Source organism: Xanthomarina gelatinilytica (assembly GCF_000348685.1).
GTDB classification, from domain to species: Bacteria; Bacteroidota; Bacteroidia; order Flavobacteriales; family Flavobacteriaceae; genus Xanthomarina; species Xanthomarina gelatinilytica.
On the sequence record NZ_ANLA01000019.1, the window covers coordinates 33593 to 54289 of the forward strand.

The 20697-nt window shown below is 36.1% G+C and carries 17 protein-coding genes; 10 read left to right on the plus strand and 7 right to left on the minus strand.

What is annotated here, in order from left to right:
- Positions 1 to 26 precede the first annotated feature (26 nt).
- From recN to acs, 4 genes are all read left to right on the plus strand, one after another.
- Entirely contained in the window at positions 27 to 1679 is a 1653-nt protein-coding gene (gene recN / locus D778_RS11620) for a DNA repair protein RecN (RefSeq protein ID WP_040492339.1), read from the plus strand.
- Positions 1680 to 1766: 87 nt separating this feature from the next.
- Positions 1767 to 2588: an enoyl-ACP reductase FabI gene (locus D778_RS11625; protein WP_007650895.1), complete on the plus strand. Its 822-nt coding sequence runs from the start codon at positions 1767 to 1769 to the stop codon at positions 2586 to 2588.
- Positions 2589 to 3312: 724 nt separating this feature from the next.
- Complete coding sequence (locus tag D778_RS11630) at positions 3313 to 4695, plus strand: alanine/glycine:cation symporter family protein (protein ID WP_007650897.1); 1383 nt, start codon at positions 3313 to 3315, stop codon at positions 4693 to 4695.
- Between the two features lie 26 nt (positions 4696 to 4721).
- Positions 4722 to 6653 carry an acetate--CoA ligase gene (gene acs, locus D778_RS11635; protein ID WP_394330212.1) on the plus strand — a complete coding sequence of 644 codons (1932 nt, stop codon included), beginning with the start codon at positions 4722 to 4724 and terminating at the stop codon, positions 6651 to 6653.
- A gap of 144 nt (positions 6654 to 6797) precedes the next feature.
- Here the strand turns inward: acs and D778_RS11640 are convergent, their stop codons facing one another.
- From D778_RS11640 to D778_RS11655, 4 genes are all read right to left on the minus strand, one after another.
- On the minus strand, positions 6798 to 7817 hold the full coding sequence (locus D778_RS11640; protein WP_007650900.1) for a TQO small subunit DoxD: 1020 nt from the start codon (positions 7815 to 7817) through the stop codon (positions 6798 to 6800).
- 10 nt (positions 7818 to 7827) lie between these two features.
- A complete protein-coding gene (locus D778_RS11645) occupies positions 7828 to 8244 on the minus strand; it encodes a DsrE family protein (RefSeq protein WP_040492342.1) in 417 nt (138 codons plus the stop codon).
- Entirely contained in the window at positions 8241 to 8651 is a 411-nt protein-coding gene (locus D778_RS11650; RefSeq protein ID WP_007650905.1) for a DoxX family protein, read from the minus strand. Before D778_RS11650 ends, D778_RS11645 begins: the two co-directional genes overlap by 4 nt.
- A gap of 64 nt (positions 8652 to 8715) precedes the next feature.
- Positions 8716 to 9093: a hypothetical protein gene (locus D778_RS11655; protein ID WP_040492344.1), complete on the minus strand. Its 378-nt coding sequence runs from the start codon at positions 9091 to 9093 to the stop codon at positions 8716 to 8718.
- A gap of 838 nt (positions 9094 to 9931) precedes the next feature.
- On the opposite strand from D778_RS11655, the gene D778_RS11665 reads away from it, so the two are divergent.
- From D778_RS11665 to D778_RS11690, 6 genes are all read left to right on the plus strand, one after another.
- Positions 9932 to 12262 carry a GEVED domain-containing protein gene (locus tag D778_RS11665; RefSeq protein ID WP_007650908.1) on the plus strand — a complete coding sequence of 777 codons (2331 nt, stop codon included), beginning with the start codon at positions 9932 to 9934 and terminating at the stop codon, positions 12260 to 12262.
- Between the two features lie 79 nt (positions 12263 to 12341).
- The gene (locus D778_RS11670) at positions 12342 to 13352 is read left to right on the plus strand and encodes a glycosyltransferase family 2 protein (protein ID WP_007650910.1); all 1011 of its coding nucleotides are present in this window, start codon (positions 12342 to 12344) and stop codon (positions 13350 to 13352) included.
- A complete protein-coding gene (locus D778_RS11675; RefSeq protein ID WP_081602640.1) occupies positions 13349 to 14317 on the plus strand; it encodes a CdaR family protein in 969 nt (322 codons plus the stop codon). Before D778_RS11670 ends, D778_RS11675 begins: the two co-directional genes overlap by 4 nt.
- Positions 14314 to 14901 (plus strand): dephospho-CoA kinase, encoded by a 588-nt coding sequence (coaE, locus tag D778_RS11680; protein WP_007650917.1) that lies wholly within the window; start codon positions 14314 to 14316, stop codon positions 14899 to 14901. Before D778_RS11675 ends, coaE begins: the two co-directional genes overlap by 4 nt.
- A 77-nt stretch (positions 14902 to 14978) precedes the next feature.
- Complete coding sequence (locus D778_RS11685) at positions 14979 to 16556, plus strand: sensor histidine kinase (protein WP_040492348.1); 1578 nt, start codon at positions 14979 to 14981, stop codon at positions 16554 to 16556.
- A gap of 5 nt (positions 16557 to 16561) precedes the next feature.
- Complete coding sequence (locus D778_RS11690; RefSeq protein ID WP_007650921.1) at positions 16562 to 17272, plus strand: response regulator transcription factor; 711 nt, start codon at positions 16562 to 16564, stop codon at positions 17270 to 17272.
- Between the two features lie 256 nt (positions 17273 to 17528).
- Here D778_RS11690 and miaA read toward each other — a convergent pair whose 3' ends face one another.
- From miaA to D778_RS11705, 3 genes are read right to left on the minus strand one after another with little or no spacing between them, the layout of a single operon-like run.
- Positions 17529 to 18428, minus strand: coding sequence for a tRNA (adenosine(37)-N6)-dimethylallyltransferase MiaA (gene miaA, locus D778_RS11695; protein WP_040492350.1), 900 nt, complete (start codon positions 18426 to 18428; stop codon positions 17529 to 17531).
- Positions 18421 to 19275: an ion transporter gene (locus D778_RS11700; protein ID WP_007650925.1), complete on the minus strand. Its 855-nt coding sequence runs from the start codon at positions 19273 to 19275 to the stop codon at positions 18421 to 18423. The genes miaA and D778_RS11700 overlap by 8 nt, the downstream gene beginning before the upstream one ends.
- A 30-nt stretch (positions 19276 to 19305) precedes the next feature.
- A complete protein-coding gene (locus D778_RS11705) occupies positions 19306 to 20667 on the minus strand; it encodes an exonuclease domain-containing protein (RefSeq protein WP_040492352.1) in 1362 nt (453 codons plus the stop codon).
- Between the last annotated feature and the right edge of the window lie 30 nt (positions 20668 to 20697).

A 20697-nucleotide genomic window follows, 5' to 3' on the forward strand; every position in this document is an offset into this window, starting at 1 on the left:
CTTTAACCTAAATTCTAGAAATACCATTGATCACTTCTTTATCAATAAAAAATTATGCTTTAATAGATAGCCTTCAGGTGCAATTTAACCAAGGTTTTTCTATTATTACTGGCGAAACTGGAGCCGGAAAATCCATTTTATTGGGAGGTTTGTCCTTAATTTTGGGAAAAAGGGCAGACTTGAGCAGTATAAAGGACACTTCTAAAAAATGTATCATAGAGGCTGTTTTTGATGTTACCAATTACAACCTTGAAAGCTTGTTTGAGGCAAACGATCTGGATTATGAACCACAAACCATCATAAGAAGGGAAATTTTGCCAACAGGAAAATCCCGAGCCTTTATTAACGACTCTCCAGTAAACCTAGCTGCGCTCCAACTTTTGGGCGAACAACTGATAGATATTCACTCCCAACATGAAACCCTTCAGTTGGTGGACGATGCATTTCAGTTTGAAATAATAGACGCCTTGGCCAGTAATGACACCTTATTAAAAGACTATGCCATTCAGCTCAAGGAGTTTAAAACCATTCAAAAAGAATTGGACACCTTGATGAAATTTAAAGCTGAAGCTATCAAGGAGTATGATTATAATGCCTTTTTATTAAAAGAATTAACCGAGGCCAATCTGGTGGAAGGCGAATTGGAAACTCTTGAAGAGGAACTCGAAACCCTTAGTAATGTTGAGGAAATTAGGGAAACCTTATCGCATGCTTCTCAAGTGTTCAGTGAAGAGGAGATAGGCTTGCTCTCTGTGTTGTCCCAACTAAAGGGCAATTTTAAGAAAATAGGGCCTTATGCTGCTAAATATCAAGGATTATATGAAAGAATTGAAAGCAGTTTGATTGAATTGGACGATGTGTATGCTGAATTGGAAAAACTTCAGGACCAATTGGATGCAGACCCAGAACGTTTGGAAAAGGTAAGTTCCAAATTGTCATTGCTTAACAATCTATTTCAGAAGCACTTAGTTTCTTCGGTTTCAGAATTGATACAAATCAAAGATCAACTCACGGACAAGGTATCGGAAACAGAAAACCTGGATGAAAACATTCAGAAAAAAGAAAACCAATTACAACAACAAAAGAACGCTCTAAACAAACTGTCCAAGCAGTTGCACGATAACCGAACCAAAGCCATTCCAGAATTGTCAAATCAGCTGGAAACTATGTTACGGGATTTAGGCATGCCCAATGCCAAGTTTAAGATGTCCTTGAAATACAGCGACACCTTTTACGCCAATGGTAAGGACGAATTATCCTTTTTGTTTACTGCCAACAAAGGAGGGCAATTCAATGAGTTAAAAAAAGCAGCTTCGGGAGGCGAATTGTCAAGGATCATGCTGGCCATTAAATCCATTCTCTCCAAATACAAACAGTTGCCAACCATTATGTTCGATGAAATAGACTCAGGGGTTTCAGGGGAAATTTCAAATAAAATGGGACAAATCATGTTGCAAATGAGTCAGTACATGCAAGTATTTGCCATTACCCACATACCACAAATTGCAGCAAAAGGCCATACCCATTTTAAAGTATATAAGGAAGATGTAGATCAGGTAACACTTACAAACCTAAAAAAATTAAATCACGACCAACGTTTGGTGGAAATAGCACAAATGTTGGGAGGTGTTGAAGTTTCCTCATCTGCCATGGCACATGCCAAGCAATTGCTCAATTAAAAAAAGAAAAAGTTTAAGATTTAAGATTAAAGTTTTATTAACTTTGACTTTTAAAGAAAGTAACACCAAACAAAAATAACTAGCGATATGTCATACAACTTATTAAAAGGAAAAAGAGGAATTATATTTGGAGCGCTTGATGAAAATTCCATTGCATGGAAAACTGCCGAACGTGTTCATGAAGAAGGAGGTACGTTTGTACTTACCAATGCACCTGTAGCTTTGCGCATGGGGCAAATTAATGCCTTGGCTGAAAAAACAGGATCTCAAATTATTCCTGCTGATGCCACATCCCTGGAAGATTTGGAACATTTGGTTGAACAATCCATGGAGATTTTAGGGGGCAAACTGGATTTTGTTTTGCATTCTATTGGCATGTCCATAAATGTAAGAAAAGGAAATCATTATACAGATCAAAATTACGATTGGACCCAAAAAGGAACCGATATTTCGGCCATGTCTTTTCATAAAGTCATGCATACCCTTTATAAAAAAGACGCCATGAACAGCTGGGGAAGTATTGTAGCCTTAACGTACATGGCTGCACAACGTGTATTCCCAGATTATAACGATATGGCAGATAATAAAGCATATCTAGAGAGTATAGCACGTAGTTTTGGTTATTTCTTTGGAAAAGACAAAACAGTTCGAGTGAACACCATTTCACAATCGCCAACACCTACAACGGCAGGAAGTGGCGTAAAGGGCTTTGATGGATTTATTGCTTATGCCGATAAAATGTCTCCTCTAGGAAATGCCACAGCGTTGGATTGTGCCAATTATACGGTTGCCATGTTTAGCGATCTTACCAAAAAAGTGACCTTACAAAACCTATTCCACGATGGCGGATTTAGCAATGTAGGTGTGAGTAACGAGGTTATGGAGGCGTTTATTAAAGGAAGCGAATAAGGCTTATGCAAGCCATAAAATAAGTTTAAAAAGAAGAGTCATATTATTTGGCTCTTTTTTTTTAATCATACGTATAAATTTTACAAATGGTCTAAAGTGTTACTAAAATGCCAATGTAACGCTGTCAAGTAATGTATTGGAATCTTTTTAAAACCTGTAAAGTTATTTTAGAACGGGTCACCTCAATGGCTGGTATATGGCTTAAGTATGGCTCAAGTATGGATAATGTATAGAGAATGTATGGAGAGTGTATGGAACCTGTACAATCAATTTAGGTTTAAAAAGTAGTATTGTATCACAATGTCAGAATGTATCTAATAACCACCTATAAAGCTATTTTAGGACGGGTCATTTTTCTATACACAGCTTAAATAATGGCCACTTTTTTTTTGGACTTTAAGAAAAAAAAAGTATCTTAATCTTTCAAAGTCCACTTCATTAGGTCAATACAGGTTATGCCTGTTTGCAACCGCTCTAAACCCTTATAAATAAAGACCTGCTTAGGGGTTCAGCCGTAGCTCCTTCGGGTCTACTTCGGGTTTACTTCGGGTCTACCTCGGGGTAACCTTGGGTCAAAATCGACTAAACCACATATCTAGCCAATGGTTACCAAACTTAACGTGGTGAAACCAATCAATTTGCTAAGCGTCATGATGTATTATAATTTGAAAATGATTTTAAGTGTCATTTCCTTTTAATACATTTATAGAGCTTAAAATAGGAAATGGAACAACTCAATCAAATTATTTCAGACTTCGCATCTTACGCTTGGGGTTTGCCTTTATTGCTCCTGCTAATTGGTGGAGGCTTGTACTTGCTTATTTTCTCCAGGTTTTTACCCTTTAGGTATCTTGGTCATGCTTTTCAGGTATTACGGGGCAAATACAACAACCCTAACGATGCTGGTGAAATAACACATTTTCAAGCCTTAACAACAGCCTTGTCTTCCACCATTGGGATGGGGAATATAGCAGGTGTGGCTGTGGCCATTTCCATTGGTGGTCCTGGAGCCGTGTTCTGGATGTGGATCAGTGCCATTGTTGGCATGAGTACCAAATTTTTTACCGCTTCTTTAGCGATTATGTATCGTGGAAAAGACAGTCATGGCAACATTCAAGGTGGTCCCATGTATTTTATTGTCGAAGGACTGGGGAAGAAATGGAAACCATTGGCTGTGTTTTTTAGTTTGTGTGGCTTGGTTGGCGCATTGCCGGTTTTTAATGTGAATCAATTAACACAAGCCATTAACGATATTTTATTGGAGCCCAATGGCGTTGCAGTCGGGTTTAATTCCAATCTCATCATAGGCGTAGTTTTGGTTATTGTAACCTCCATGGTGATACTTGGAGGCTTAAACCGAATCAGTAAAGTGGCCTCCAAAATGGTGCCCAGCATGGTACTGCTTTATTTTGTGTTGGTCCTCTTTATTCTAATGGTGAATATTGATGTGGTGCCAAAATACTTCCTAATGATATTTACAGATGCCTTTACAGCCACAAACTTTAAAGGCGATTCTTTTCTGGGTGGTGTTGTTGGTGGTCTAATCCTTTTGGGTATCAGACGTGGTGCGTTTTCAAACGAAGCAGGAATCGGTACAGCACCAATGGCGCATGGGGCAACCAAAACCAACGAACCCGTTCGCGAAGGCTTGGTGGCCATGTTGGGCCCAGCCATAGATACCTTGGTGGTTTGTACCTTAACGGCTTTGGCTATTTTGGTAACAGGCGTCTGGCAATCTACAAATGCCAATGGAGTGAGTTTAACAGCGTCGGCTTTTGCTGAGGCCATGCCTGGAATAGGAACATATTTGTTACTGCTCTGTATCACTGTATTTAGCGTTTCTTCTTTATTCTCATACTCCTATTATGGAACCAAGTGCATGTCCTTTCTCTTTGGGGCAGACCATAAACATTACTATAATTACCTATATATTGCCAGTATCATCATGGGAGCAACAACCTCTTTGGCAATGATGATTAACTTAATTGATGGCTTTTTTGCCTTAATGGCCATCCCAACCATGACAGCAACTTTAATCTTGGCACCAAGGGTCACTAAAGAAATAAAATTGTATTTTAGAAGACTTGAAAACGAAAACAAACAATAACGGTTTTTAAACCCCAAACACTTCAAATCGCGACAGTAAACCAAAAAACAATGAGTAATTACCACATCAAACATTTAGAGGAATATTATCAAGTATATAGAAAATCGGTTCGGGAACCAGAGAACTTTTGGGAAGAAGTCGCCGAAGAACATTTTCTATGGCGTAAAAAATGGAATCACGTATTGCGTTGGGATTTTAACAAGCCCGAAGTAAGCTGGTTTGAAGGAGCCGAATTGAACATTACAGAAAATTGTATAGATAGGCACCTGGCAACCAGAGGCGACAAAACAGCCATTCTTTTTGAGCCTAACAATCCCGAAGAGGGGGCAGAGCACATTAGTTACAGACAACTGTATCATCGGGTGAATAAAATGGCAAACGTGTTAAAGTCAAAAGGCATCCAAAAAGGCGACAGGGTTTGTATTTACGTACCCATGATCCCAGAACTGGCCATTGCTGTTTTGGCCTGTGCCAGAATTGGAGCCATACATTCTGTGGTATTTGCCGGCTTTTCTTCTACTGCTTTGGCAACCCGAATTAACGACAGCGATTGTAAGATGGTCATCACAGCCGACGGTTCCTATCGTGGAGCCAAAACAATAGATTTAAAAGGCATTGTAGACGATGCCTTGGAACAATGCCCAGGTGTGCAAAACGTTTTGGTAGTAAAACGCATCCATAGCAATATTACCATGAAAACAGGTCGTGATGAATGGTTGCAACCTCTTTTGGATGCTGCTTCAGACCAATGTAAGGCCGAAGTGATGAAAGCCGAAGACCCTTTGTTTATTTTATATACCTCTGGATCCACAGGGCAACCCAAAGGCATGGTGCATACCACGGCAGGTTATATGGTTTTTACGGCCTATACCTTTAAAAATGTCTTTCAGTATCGCGAGAACGATGTGTATTGGTGTACAGCAGATATTGGCTGGATCACCGGACATAGCTACATTGTTTATGGCCCTTTAACCAATGGTGCCACTTCGCTAATGTTTGAAGGGGTTCCTCATTATCCGGATTTTGGACGCTTTTGGGACATCGTGGATAAACACAAAGTGAACCAGTTCTATACGGCTCCTACCGCCATTAGGGCTTTGGCCAAACAAGGGTCGGAGTTGGTAGACAAATACAATTTAAGCTCTTTAAAAGTCTTGGGTTCTGTAGGGGAACCTATAAACGAAGAGGCTTGGCATTGGTATAACGATAATGTGGGGAAAAAGAAAAGCCCTTTGGTGGATACCTGGTGGCAAACCGAAACAGGTGGCATCATGATTACGCCCATTCCTTACGTAACCCCTACCAAGCCTACCTATGCCACCTTACCTTTTATAGGCATCCAACCTGCCTTGATGGATGAAACAGGCCAGGAGCTTAAAGGCAATCAGGTGGAAGGTCGTTTGTGCATAAAATTCCCTTGGCCTAGTATGGCACGTACCATTTGGGGAAACCATCAGCGTTATAAGGATACCTATTTTTCGGCTTTCGAAGGTATGTATTTTACGGGAGATGGTGCCCTAAGGGACGAAGTAGGCTATTACCGAATTACAGGTCGTGTGGACGATGTCATTATTGTGTCGGGTCATAACCTGGGAACAGCACCAATTGAAGATGCCATCAATGAGCATCCTGCAGTTTCTGAAAGTGCCATTGTAGGATTCCCTCACGATGTAAAAGGAAATGCACTTTATGGTTATGTAATATTAAAGGATACCGGTGAAAGTAGGGATCCAGATAACTTGCGCAAGGAGATCAACCAGATCATTACAGAACATATTGGACCCATAGCTAAATTAGATAAAATTCAGTTTACACAAGGTCTTCCCAAAACAAGAAGTGGAAAGATCATGAGACGTATCTTGCGTAAGATAGCAGAAAAAGACACCTCTAATCTAGGGGATATTAGTACCTTATTGAATCCCGAAGTGGTACAGGACATTATGGATCAAGCCTTATAAGGTATCTAACACCAGATGTAGCTGTCTGTTTTTAGGTGAATAGCATGCATCATATTAAAAAGACTCCCTGAAAACGTGCAATGCTAGATAAAATGTACCCATCGCGTTTCAGAAAGTCTTTTTTAATTTAAGGTTGTTTGTCTACTAAGGTTTTACAATGTCATGCTCCCAAAATGCGCCACTTATGTCGGTGAGCCTCAAGGTATAGCTTCCTTTGTTTAAGTGGGTCAGGTTGTCACTTTCCAAATGCAGCTTAGCCTTGGCGCCCAAAGGAACTACCAAACTATGTGTTCCTGGTTTTATTTTAGCAACATAATAATTATCAATACTCTTCTTATTTAGTTGCGCTAAGTCTTCTTGTGCATATTTCAAAACGGATTTATTGTTTTTATCAACTAACTCAATTGCTATAACCCAAGACCCATAAACATCAACGCCTTCGGTTCTATACACATCAAACGAAAGTGTTGAATTTTCAATTTTTCCTTCCGTAATTTCCAGTTTCGGTTTTACGGACTTATTGTGAAGTGTGCCCCAAACACCACCGTGAAATACCTGATTGGTCATTAAGGTCATCCCAAGAATGAATATGGACCCTATTAATACTACACTAGGAAAAATACTGTCCTTAATGGGAATGACGCCAGAACCAAGCCAAGCAAACCATTTCTTTTTGGTTATTGAAACATTAGTTTTAATCAAGTAATTGTCCAACGAATATTTTCCACTTCCTGTTAAGAATAGAACAAAACCTGTAGCTATTCCTAAAATCCCTATTTGCCATTCGTCAAGACACGTTGTGCCAATCCAGCCCGAGCCTAAAAGGATGCCCATTGCCAATCCAAACACGCCAATGCTCATCATTCGGGTAAACAAACCGAACATAATTAATAAGCCTACAAGACCTTCAACTATTGTAAAAATTACCATATTGATCCAAAGCATATCGGGGTTCTCTACTAAATATTGAATCATGGGTTTTATACCTAAGGCATTGGGTAAAAATGCATTGAATTTTTCTCCAATATACCCAGCTCCTTCCGGGTCAAGTTTATTTTCCAAGGCTACACGTCTCCAAAAGGCCGAAAAGTAAGTCCAACCTACTACAAGTCTTAGTGCTAAGGCCAACAGGCCCGAATCGTTCTTTATATGTATGTCTTTCATTTTTTGCTGTTTAAATAGTTATAGTGATAAACCCTTTTTTGGTAAGTTGAAACCCATCCAGAATACCATTTTCAGTTACTTCCATGGTTTTAGGGATGTCTTTGGGGTCTATTTCAAACTTTTTTAACGACAGTCCACATACAAAGACTTTCAGGTTCTGTTCTTTTGCTTGTTTAGCGAGCGAAAGAAAGTCATTGTCTTTTATAATCCCTTGAACGGTTTTGCCACAAAAAATCACATAGAACTCACCGTAATCATTGCCATCTTGCTTTGCAAGTTCGGCTGCTGTCTGCATGACGGGTTTAAGCTGTTGTACGTTCTTTGAAAGCACCAAATAATTATTCTTTTCATGGTGAATGGTTTGTGCTTGGGTAGTTCCTATTCCCAATAGGACCAATAACATTGTGATGATTGATATATTTTTCATTGTTTTTTTAATTTTATGTTTGAATTTAGAGTGAAAAAAATAAGACCTCCCAGAATGGCGATATTCTTAAACAAAGGTCCTAAAGTGGCCGTTTGACCAACTTGTATAGTCAATGTGATAGGTATTAAAACGGCCATTAAAATGATTGCCGAAATTCTTGTTTTAAAGCCTACTAATAAGGCTATCCCAGCAAGTAGCATAGCCATGACTGAAAGTATCACTGCAATTTCAGCTGTTCCTAATACATGGGCAATAAAACCAAAATTAGCGGCTTCTATTCGTTTGACTGTTTGCTCCAGTTTAAAAAAGTGACTTGTACTTGCCACAATAAAAATTAAACTTAGCATCATGCGAAGTATCACTACAGACCTGTAGCTCACTTCAAGGGTTTTTTCTTGTAGTTTCATTGTTATAAGTAATTGATTCTTAAATACAGTTGAATAACTGTTTCGTTTTATAAGAAATAATCAATTAAGAATAGACCAGGATGCTCTGATATAGAATGTAAAGAGGTGTGGAAGGAATCGGTTTAGATGTACTGATTCGAATAGCATTTGTAGCTTTTGACTGAATTGGGGAATGAAAAGCGTATAACTTCTCATTAAAAAAAATGTCAACTGTTTTTGTAACGGGTGTTGAAGACGCATGCTTAATTTCGGCAACATCAAAAGCCACACAACTTGTTGTGGAAACAGTGGTTTGACTCTTATTTAAAACCGTGGTTTGTGGCAAGCCTACTTGTGCCTGGATAACATTCCTTATTTTGCAAGGAGACAGCAATAAGAGGCAAGCCAATCCAAAAACGGACAGTATAAGTTTTAGGTTTTTTGTTTCCAATCTGGCTTTCATAGCTACAAAAATAGGATTTATACCATAGGATATTGTTATAGTTTTCTTAATATCCCATCGGTGTTTTTTAAAAGAACAACTTAGCTGTTTATTATGGCTTTGGGTTGATAAGTTGGTAATGCACAGGAACAAAGTAAACACCTGCATTCCTTTGGGTTAGGCATTAAAATAAGCATTTTTTATTTACATAGATGTGGGTAGGTTTTTATAGGTTTAATTTGTCCTTAACAATTTTTTCAAGTTCATTTTGTTTGAATTCAAACCATAGGTTCCTAAAATCAGAGGTTTCGATAGAATACTTGAAGTTTTGAAAGGGTTTTTTTATTGTGTAAAGCCTTTTCTCAATCCAACTTCAATTGATTTTCGAGTATTTGGTTAACAAACCTTTCCATGATTTTAAACGACTCAAAACCCTCTAGAAACTCAACTTTTATATAATCAGATTTGTTTTTAGATATTTTTGTAAATCAGCTTTAAAAGCTTTTTGAAACTCTTCTTCGTCCGCTATCAGTGAGAAATTCGGAATACTTAAAATTTCATCGGTTTTAGGGTTGAAATAAGAATCTAATCCACAATTCAGATTCTGGGCTATTTCTTTAGTTATTTTTGTCTCCATAGATACTCCATAGATACTCCATAGATACTCCATGGATAGTGTATGAGAGCCAGCGTTTTTTCTTACAAATTAGTTGTGGCTTTAATAAAACATGAGATTTTTTATAGATTCAAGTATTTCAACTTAAAAATATTACACTTTATCGATTTATCTGAATTAACACTTCGTTAACTAAATATTATCAATATTTTTAGAATCTAATCAATAAATTAATTAATTAATATGAAAAAAATTACGTTTTTATTAGTTGCCATGCTAGCCTTTTGTTGGCAAGGGCATGCGCAAGTTTTAACTGAAGGTTTTGAATCTGGAGCTATTCCAACTGGATGGTCTCTAGAATACGTATCAGGTACTTTTGACTGGACGTATGTTGCACAAAATGGAAATGCTTCCATTACTCCAAGAACAGGGGCTTACATGGCAGAATTTAGAAATGGTACTAGTGGAAGTGCAACGAAGCTAGTGACATCTGCTTTAGATCTAACCACTTTATCTAATCCACAACTAACATTCTATTACGCAAATGTTAATTGGTTTGGAGATATAGATGAATTAAGAGTGTATTATAAATCTAGTGCTGGTGGAACATGGACTCAAATAGGTATAGATTATACTGCTGAGCAGACTGCTTGGACAGAAGTAAAATTAATTTTACCAAATCCTTCAAACGATTATTACATTGCATTTGAGGGTACATCTAATTGGGCTAGAGGGTTAAATCTTGATGATGTTTTAGTTGATGAAGGTCCAACATGTCTTCCACCATCTGCAATTACAGCTACTACTGTAACAGCCACTACGGCCGATTTAGAATGGACGGCTGGTGCAAGTGGAGAAACCGCATGGAATCTAGAATGGAAAGCAGGTGCCGATTTTACACCTGGTAATGGGGAAGCAGATGGTACAGATGCTGTAACAGATGGAACACCAGATTACAATGCTATTAACCTAACACCTAATACAACCTATTATGTGCATTACCAAGCCGATTGTGGTGGCGGCGATACCAGTGCATGGGCTGGTGCTTTTGTGTTTACCACTGAATGTGTTGCTTATACACCAGATTATACAGCAGATATGTCTACTAATGCGCCAGATTGCTGGAAAGAAGCGGATAATGGAGACCCAACGACTGGACCTACTGAATTAGGTTCTGGTTTATGGTATGCATCTAACCATAATGGTACACCAAGTAATGCAATAAACATTTGGTCGGATTATAAAAGTGACTGGCTTATTTCTCCAATTATCGATTTATCTTCTGCAGCGCCTAGTGAATTAAAGGTTTATGTAGCTTTAACAGAAGGTGGGACTAGTGGTTCAGGAGCCGATTTAGGGTCGGATGATGAAGTAGCATTATTAATGACAACCGATGGAGGAGCAACATGGACGACTATGCAATCTTGGACTCAAGGAAATGTACCAACCGATGTCGGGGAAGAAATAACCTACGATTTAACAGCACAAACAGGACAAGTTCAGTTTGCATTTTGGGGCTCTGAAGGTACTGTAGATGATTCTGAAGATGTGTACTTTCATGTAAGTACGTTTGTGGTAAGAGAGATTCCTGCTTGTTCAGACGTTTCAGATATTACTATAGATGGGTTAACAGGGACATCAGTTGATTTTTCTTGGACACAAGAAGATGGTTCAACAACCGATTGGGAATATGTCGTTCAAACAGCAGATTTAGATACGCCTACAGGTTCTGGTACGGCAGTAAGCGGGACGCCATCTGCTCAAGATGCCACATTAATGGCTGATACATTTTACGAAATATATGTAAGATCTTATTGTGGTGGCTCCGATTATGGTGCTTGGATTGGTCCTATTGAATTTTTCACAGGTCCTTGTGTGCCTTCGGGAACAAGTGCTTTAAGCTATATTGATGTATTTACTACCTCGGGTGCTGCAGGTACGAATATAGATAACTCATCTTCAGGTTTTGCTACCGACAACTATGGGAATTATTTTAGTACGCATTATGTAGAACTTGCATCTGATCAGAATTTTGACTTTAGTGTTGGAATTGTGGGAGGTACTGTAGGTGCTGCTATTTGGATTGATTGGAATAACGATTTTGTGTTTGATCTGTCTGAAGTGGTTTACTCTACTACCGGTTATGGTAGTGGACCGTTTACAGGTACAATTACTGTTCCTAATGGTACTGCAAATGGAGATTATAGAATGCGTGTTTTAATAGATTATTATGATAGCAATCCAGGGGATGATGATGCTTGTTCATTTGGCTCTTCTGGAAGAGGAGAAGCTGAAGATTATAAGATTACAGTTGACAACTCGTTATCTGTTGCAAATCTTGAAATATCTCAATTTACCTATTTCCCAAATCCAGTTAACAATACACTATCTTTAAGAGGTGTAAAAGACATTCAAAATGTAGCTGTTTATAACATGTTAGGTCAAGAAGTACTGCGTACGGCTCCTAACTCGGTGAATAGCGATGTGGATATGTCTGGACTTCAATCAGGAACTTACTTTGTAAAAGTGATGATTGAAAACACAACCAAAACCATAAAAGTGGTTAAGAAGTAAGTTTGTAATTTTTTAATATAATTTTAAAAAGCCACTCAAACGAGTGGCTTTTATTTTTTGGTTTAGCTACATTTGTTATATGCAATTACAGTTTTCATTTATCATACCTGTATTTAATCGTCCAGACGAAATAGAAGAGCTATTAACAAGTTTTACAAAACTTGAAACAGCTTTAAATTTTGAAATCGTGATAGTGGAAGATGGATCTGACATAACTTCTGAAAGTGTTGTAAGTGTATTTAAAGACAAACTGGACATGGCTTATTTTTTTAAGGAAAACACAGGTCCAGGAGATTCCAGAAATTATGGAATGAGCCGAGCCAAAGGCAATTATTTCATTATCCTGGATAGCGATTGTATTTTACCTCCTCAATATTTGAATGAAGTTCAAACTAGTTTGGAACAAGATTTTGTGCATTGTTTTGGAGGGCCAGATGCTTCGCATAATTCTTTTTCCAACATTCAAAAAGCGATAAATTTTTCAATGACGTCTTTTTTGACCACAGGAGGCATTAGGGGAAACAAAACCAGTGTCAATACCTTTCAGCCTAGGAGTTTTAATATGGGACTTTCAAAAGAAGCTTTTGTCACATCAAAAGGATTTGGTGAAATTCATCCAGGCGAAGACCCAGATTTGTCCATTAGACTATGGAATTTAGGGTATAAAACAAAATTAATTCCAAAAGCTTTTGTTTATCATAAACGTAGAATTTCCTGGTCTAAATTTTACAAACAAGTCCATAAGTTTGGTTTGGTAAGACCTATCTTGAACCATTGGCATCCTAAAACAAAAAAAATAACCTATTGGTTTCCTTCCCTTTTTTTAATGGGATTTGTGTTTAGCGTCCTTTTGTGGTATTTTCTGGCTATTAAAATTTTTATGATTTTCTATATCATTTACTTTATAATGGCTTTTATATTAGCGTTAATTAAAACCAGACAACTGTATATTGCAGTATTGGCAATGGTGGCCATAGCGATTCAATTTTATGGGTATGGTTTAGGGTTTTTAAAAGCCAATATTTTAATAAACATCCTGAAAAAGGAACCAGAAAAACAATTTCCGGAGTTATTTTTTAAAAAATCATGATCAAACGGATAAAATCTAAAATATTGGCATCTTTCAGGAACAAAAAAATAAATGTGTTTCTTTTGTTTGTTTTGTTGTCTTTTGTGGTGCTTTTGTTTTTAAAACTATCCAATACATACACAAACACCATTACCTTTAAAATTAGTAAGATACAAGTACCAGAAGGACATTTGGTATTGAACAATGACTCTCATAAGTTGAATATTACCTTACGTACTCATGGTTTCAATCTGTTGAAATATTATTTTAAAGAACCTGAAATAACCATAGATTTCAGTAAAAACATTTCAAACACAGATACGTTTTATGTTTGGAACAAGAACCAAGGCTATTCGGAGTTAAATACCCAATTTCCAAAAGATGAAGAGATTGTAAGCATTACTCCAGATACCATAAAATTTAGGTACGATGTTAATGCCGTAAAAAAAGTTCCAGTAAAATTAAAAACCAAAATACAGTTTGCACAAGGCTATGATTTGTTGGATTCCATACAGATAAATCCAGATTCCATCAAAATCATTGGTCCAGAAATATTGGTATCCAAAATAGCTTTCGTGGAAACAGATTCCTTGCGCTTAAAAGACATTAAAACAGACATACATACTTCTGTGCCATTAAAGATGCCTAAGAACAAGAATGGAAACCTGAAATTTTCAGCAAAAAACACAAATATTAAAGCTCAGGTAGATAAATTTACCGAAGGTCACGTAAAAGTTCCAGTGTCAGTAATTAATATTCCAGAAAACATCACCATAAAGTATTTTCCTAAAAAAGTTTACGTAACTTATTACACAAGTTTATCCAACTACAACAACATTAAAGAAACCGATTTTGAAATAGTTTGCGATTACAATGACATTAAGTCAAGCTCAGAGTATTTGGTTCCTAAAATAATAAAAAAACCAAAAAAGGTAAAGCATGTGAAATTATCTCAAGAACATATTGAATTTATTATTATAGAATGAAAATAGTAGGTTTAACAGGAGGAATTGGAAGTGGTAAAACCACTGTGGCCAAACAGTTTCAAGCTTTAGGGATACCTGTTTACATAGCAGATGATGAAGCTAAAAAACTGATGAACAGATCCAAGATAATTAAACGGAAACTCAAAGCGCTTTTTGGAGACGAAGCCTATAAAGACAATACATTGAACAGGCCTTTTTTGGCAGATAAAATTTTTAATAATGCTGAAAACCTAAAAAAAATGAATGCTGTGGTACACCCAAAGGTAGCATCTCATTTTAAAAATTGGTTAAAAAAACAGATAGCTCCCTATGTTTTAAAAGAATCGGCTATTTTATTTGAAAATGGTGCCTATAAGGATTGTGATTTAATAATAACCGTAACAGCTCCCTTGGAGCTAAGAAAAAAACGACTTTTAAAACGGGACAATACCACTCTTGAAAAAATCCAAGCCATTATAAACAATCAATGGAGCGACGAATCCAAAATTTCAAAATCCCATTTTGTAATAACCAACAAAGACCTGGAAGAAACCAAGCAACAAGTACAACTTACTCATAACAAAATCGTTAACTTGATAGCATAAAACCTAAATTTTAACATTTTTGTTAATGTAAGGTTAAATGATAAGTAAACTAAATGTTAAAATGTTAATTTTGAACGATGAACAAAAAGTTATTCATCATACTGATTCTATTAATGAGCTTGTCTTTGGTAGGAATCATTTTCGTTCAAGCATATTATATCAATAACTCTCTTAAAAACGAAGAAGAGCAATTTACATTCAATGTTAAAAAAGCCTTAAGCTTCACATCAAAAAACATTGAAGACAGGGAGTTTAAGGAATATGTATTGAAATTTCAAGATTTATTGGACCAAGGCGTAAAGCCAGATACAACGGCTTTTAGGGAATTGTATTTGAAAGAAGAGGGAAGTGGTTCCAATGAAAAACTAATATATAGAAACAGTATTTTAGAAGAGAATTACAAATTATCTTCATCGATCTTTGACATAGGTTTAGACAGTATTAATATAAAAAAGGTATTGAGCGACAGGGAAACCAAAGTGCTTAAAAGTAGTGCTTTGGAGTCTAATTCTAATCTGAATTTAGATGCCATGATGTTCGAGTTTGGAAAACTGTCCAAAGGGGCTGAAATTTTTTACGATACAGCTTACGAAGATTTATCTTATAGAGTGCCAATCCATAAACGTGTTACCAAAGAGGAAATAGAAAGCCTTTTAAAGAGCAAGTTAAACGAGGACAACATTGATATAGATTTTCAATTTGCTATTTACAGTAACGATTTGGCCACCAAAATTCAATCGGAAGATTTTGAATTGATAACAGAATCCACCTATAGTGTACCTGTTTTTCAGAATAAAAACGATGGAAGTAATTACAGGTTGTTGGTTAATTTTCCAAAACGAAACGTGTTTGTGCAATCGTCCATCATAAAAATGACATTGCTCTCAATTATTTTTACCTCCATCATCATCATTGCCTATACAAGTGCCCTGATGCAATTACTGAAACAACGAAAAATATCCGAAATAAAAACAGATTTCATCAACAACATGACACATGAGTTTAAAACACCTATAGCAACCATTAACCTAGCTTTAGATGCCATTAGGAACCCAACTGTCATTACAGATCAGGACAAAGTATTGCGTTATCTTAAAATGATAAAAGAAGAAAACAAGCGCATGCATGCACAAGTTGAAAATGTATTAAGAATATCTAAACTTGAAAGAAACGAATTAAACATTAGTAAGGAACGTGTGTTGTTGCACGACATAATAGAAGATGCCATTACACATGTTGAATTGATAGTGGAGGACAGGAAAGGAAAAATAAAAGTGAATTTGTCTGCAGAAAATTCATCCGTTTTGGCAAACGAAACACATTTTACCAATGTTATTGTTAACATTCTGGACAATGCCATAAAATACACTCCAGAATCCAGGGCACCAATAATTGATGTGACTACCGAAAATGTAGGTACCAATATTTTATTGAGGATCAAAGATCAAGGAAGTGGCATGAGCAAAGCAGCACAAAAAAGAGTGTTTGAAAAATTTTATAGAGAGCACACTGGAGATAGACATGATGTAAAAGGTCATGGATTGGGTTTAGCCTATGTTAAACGAATAGTAGAAGACCATCAAGGTCATATATCAGTTGAAAGTGAAAAGGACAAAGGAAGTACGTTTATTATCAAACTTCCATTAATATCGTAAAAGCTATGAATGAACAACAAAAGAAAATATTATTAGTAGAAGATGATCCAAATTTTGGAACCATCCTTAAGGATTATTTAACGATGAACGATTATCAAGTAACCCATGCTAAGAATGGTATGGAGGGCTTTGAGAAATTCAAGAAAGACGATTTTGATTTATGCATTCTTGACGTGATGATGCCTTATAAAGATGGATTTACTTTAGCTAAAGAAATTAGGGAAAAAAACACCGATGTACCCATTGTGTTCCTAACTGCCAAGGCCATGAAAGAAGATGTGCTTAAAGGTTATAAGGTAGGTGCAGACGATTATTTAAACAAACCTTTTGATAGTGAGGTTTTGTTAATGAAAATTAAAGCAATCATGCAACGTAAAGCTACAGAAACAGTTGCAGATAGCAAACAATTTGAGTTTAAAATTGGGAAGTTCCATTTAAATTCCAAATTGCGTTTCTTAACATATGATGGAGGTGAACAAGTAAAATTATCCCCTAAAGAAAACGAATTGCTGCGTTTGCTGGCATTACATGAAAACGATTTAATGCCAAGGGAATTAGCTTTAACCAAAATTTGGAGAGACGACAACTATTTTACCTCCAGAAGTATGGACGTATATATTGCTAAACTTAGAAAGTATTTGAAATTGGACGAAAATGTTGAAATTTTAAACATTCATGGTGAAGGCTTTAGATTGGTTGTAAACCAAAGCGCTTAAATAAATTTAAGTTTTTATAATAATAAATCCAGCTAGTTGTTTTGTTTAATCAAAATATAGCTGGATTTTTTTTTGATGATATATTAAATAACTTTTTGTGTCCTTGAACTTAGTTTTAATTTTAGAAGTTTTTCATACGTTGAACTTAATAACCACTATCTTCAATACCTCACCAGCACAATTGCTGCCAACCCAATGTGATTTAAAATTGAGACATGCCACTTTTTAGGTAGATAAGATTTATGACCTTAAAAAACTATTTCAACTTTATGGTTTCTATTATGGTTTCCAAAGGGGTTTTATAATGAAACCAGAGTATGTCTTCTTTTTTTCTAAACCAAGTTAGTTGTCTTTTGGCAAAACGTCTGGAGTTTTTCTTGATTTCGGAAACAGCAAAATCCAAAGTCCATTCACCATTTAGATATTTAAAAAGCTCTTTATAGCCTACAGTGTTTAGTGCATTTAAATGTTTTTTATCTTGAAGGTTCTTAACTTCAGTCAATAAGCCTTGTTCCATCATTAAATCCACCCGATTGTTGATTCTGTAATAGATAATGTCTCTCTCGGCTGTTAACCCAATACTTATGGTTTTAAAATCGCGTTTGTTTTTTGCCTTATTTAAAAATGAAGAATAAGGTTTTCCGGACCCAATGCTAACTTCCAAAGCACGAATAACCCGTTGGGGATTATCAATAGCAATATGCTTGTAAGAATTAGGATCCAACGTTTTTAATTGTTCTTGAAGGGCTTGCAAACCTTCTTCTTTAAACTGTTTGTTCAATTGCTCTCGAATAGAGGCAGGAACTTTTGGGAAATGGTCCAAACCCTGTGTTACGGCATCAACATATAAACCAGAGCCACCTACCATGATAACGGTATCATGGGTTTTGAAAAGCTGCTTTAATAAGTGTAAGGCATCTTTTTCAAAAGCACCTACATTGTAATCGTCTTCTACAGATTTATGATGAATAAAATGGTGTTTTGCCTGGGCTAATTCTGATGGAGTGGGAGCAGCTGTACCAATTTGCATCTCTTTAAAAAACTGTCTGGAATCTGCTGAAATGATTTCGGTATTAAAATCATTGGCCAGTTTAATGCTTAAGGCTGTTTTGCCAATGGCTGTTGGTCCTACAATGCTAATAAGGGTTTTAGTCATGATGTAACTTGCATCCACATTTATAACAAAACTCGGCACCATCTTGATGCTTGTCATTCAAGCAATTCACGCAACATTGGGTGTTTACATGAACTACTTTGTCTTTTTTAGGTTCTTCTTTTTGTTTAGATTGTGAAGAATATTCTGCAGACACAATTCCTGTTGGTACAGCAATAATACCATAACCTAAAATCATCACTAATGAGGCTATAAATTGTCCTAAAGGTGTTTGAGGTGTTATATCTCCAAAACCTACAGTTGTTAGAGTTACAATACACCAATAAACACTTTTAGGAATATTGTCAAAACCACTATCTTCTCCTTCAACCAAATACATAATGGTTCCAAGAATCACAGCTAATATAATCACTGCAAATAGAAAAACAGATATTTTTACACGACTGGCTTTTAAAGCAGACGATAGCATGTTTGAGGCTCCTAAAAATCTAGCTAATTTTAAAATTCTAAATATTCTTAATAACCGTAAAGCTCTTAAAGCTACTAAAGCATGGGTTCCTGCAAAAATTAGAGATAAGTATTTAGGAATGGTAGAAAGTAAATCAATGATGCCGTAAAAACTGGTAATGTATTTTAAAGGTTTTTTTACAGTTATAATTCTTAAAACATATTCAATAGTAAAAAGAATGGTAATCACCCATTCAGAAATGTTTAAAAAATTATGATATTTAACATCTATACTTTTTACACTCTCTAGCATTACCAGAATAATACTTGCTAAAATTGTTACCAATAAAATGACATCAAATAGTTTTCCTGCAGGAGTATCTGCTTCATAAATAATTTCATGAAGTTTATCTTTCCAGTTTTTGTGATGTTTGTCGTTCATTTTAAGTAAAAAAGCAGTAAACGAAGATAATTAAAATATTATAGTTTTAAGGTTCTTATTCCTTCTAAGATAATTTTGAATAATATGTTGGGTGTCCCTATTGTTTTCCATGGGTGTAATTACAGATTCCAACACACTGGAGTTTGTAATTTGATAGTTTAAATTTATATATCCATATCCAGCAAAAACACCATTTTTTATTAAAACCACACTGCGTTCACTTATATCCCTGCCTTTATCAATAATGGCCATGTTTTTATTTGCATAGCTGTATTTATCTATAAGTTGTTGTACGCGTTTGTTGTAGGTTTCATAGGGTTCTTCTTTAATACAGGCTCCTTCGCACTGCTTAATGGTATAGTTGAAGCAATTGCTTTTGGTAGGATACAATCCGGACAGTTTCTGACACAGATGAAATTCTTCCACAGCTTTAAATAAAAACTGTTTTCCACTATTTCTGGTGCTAAAAGTGGTAATGGCTTTTTTTCTGCCATCTGCTTTGTCAATGCTTAAATTTAAATAGCCATCATCGTCTTCAAAACTATAAAGTGCATGTGTAAAAATGGTTCTTCTTAAGGCTCTGTTAAAGATGGGTTTGTTGCTTTTTATTTCTTGACTTTCCTTTAAAAGGGCAACAAGTTCGTTGCCAGTAGCTTCATAGGTTACAGCAGCAGTTTGCAATTGAATTTTCTTGGACTTGGAATTGGTATTGGTAAAATGTTGACTGATCCTGTTTTTAATGTTTTTGCTTTTTCCTATATAAATAATTTCACCAGCTTGATTATGTATGTAATAAACTCCTGTAATGTTTGGAAGATCGTTTAAAATTTGTTTTAAACTGGGCTCCATTTTAAAAGTAGGTTCAACCACAATGGCATCTTTTACAATAGCTTTTTTAACATCTTTTGCAAGAAGCATTTTAAAAAGCTTAACCGTTGCAATGGCATCTCCATTGGCTCTGTGTCTATCGCTAACTGGAATCCCAAGGGCTCTGGCAAGCTTCCCTAAACTGTAAGAAGCTTGGTCTGGAATAAGTGTTTTGGATAAAGAAACAGTGCAAAGTGTTTTACGTTTGTAAGGAAAGCCCAAACGCTTAAATTCCGTTCTTAGAATCCTGTAGTCAAATTCGGCATTGTGGGCTACAATCACGCAGTCTTCTGTAATTTCTATAATACGTTTGGCAATTTCATAAAATTTAGGGGCATTTTTAAGCATCTTGCTGTTAATGCCTGTAAGATTTACAACAAAGGGTTGAATCTCTCTCTCAGGATTTACCAAACTAATAAACTGGTCCACTACTTGATGGCCATCAAATTTATATATAGCTATTTCGGTAATGCCTTCTTCGTTATACTTTCCACCTGTGGTTTCTATGTCTAATATAGCGTAAATATGTAAGCTGTTTTTTTGTAAAGTTTTTAG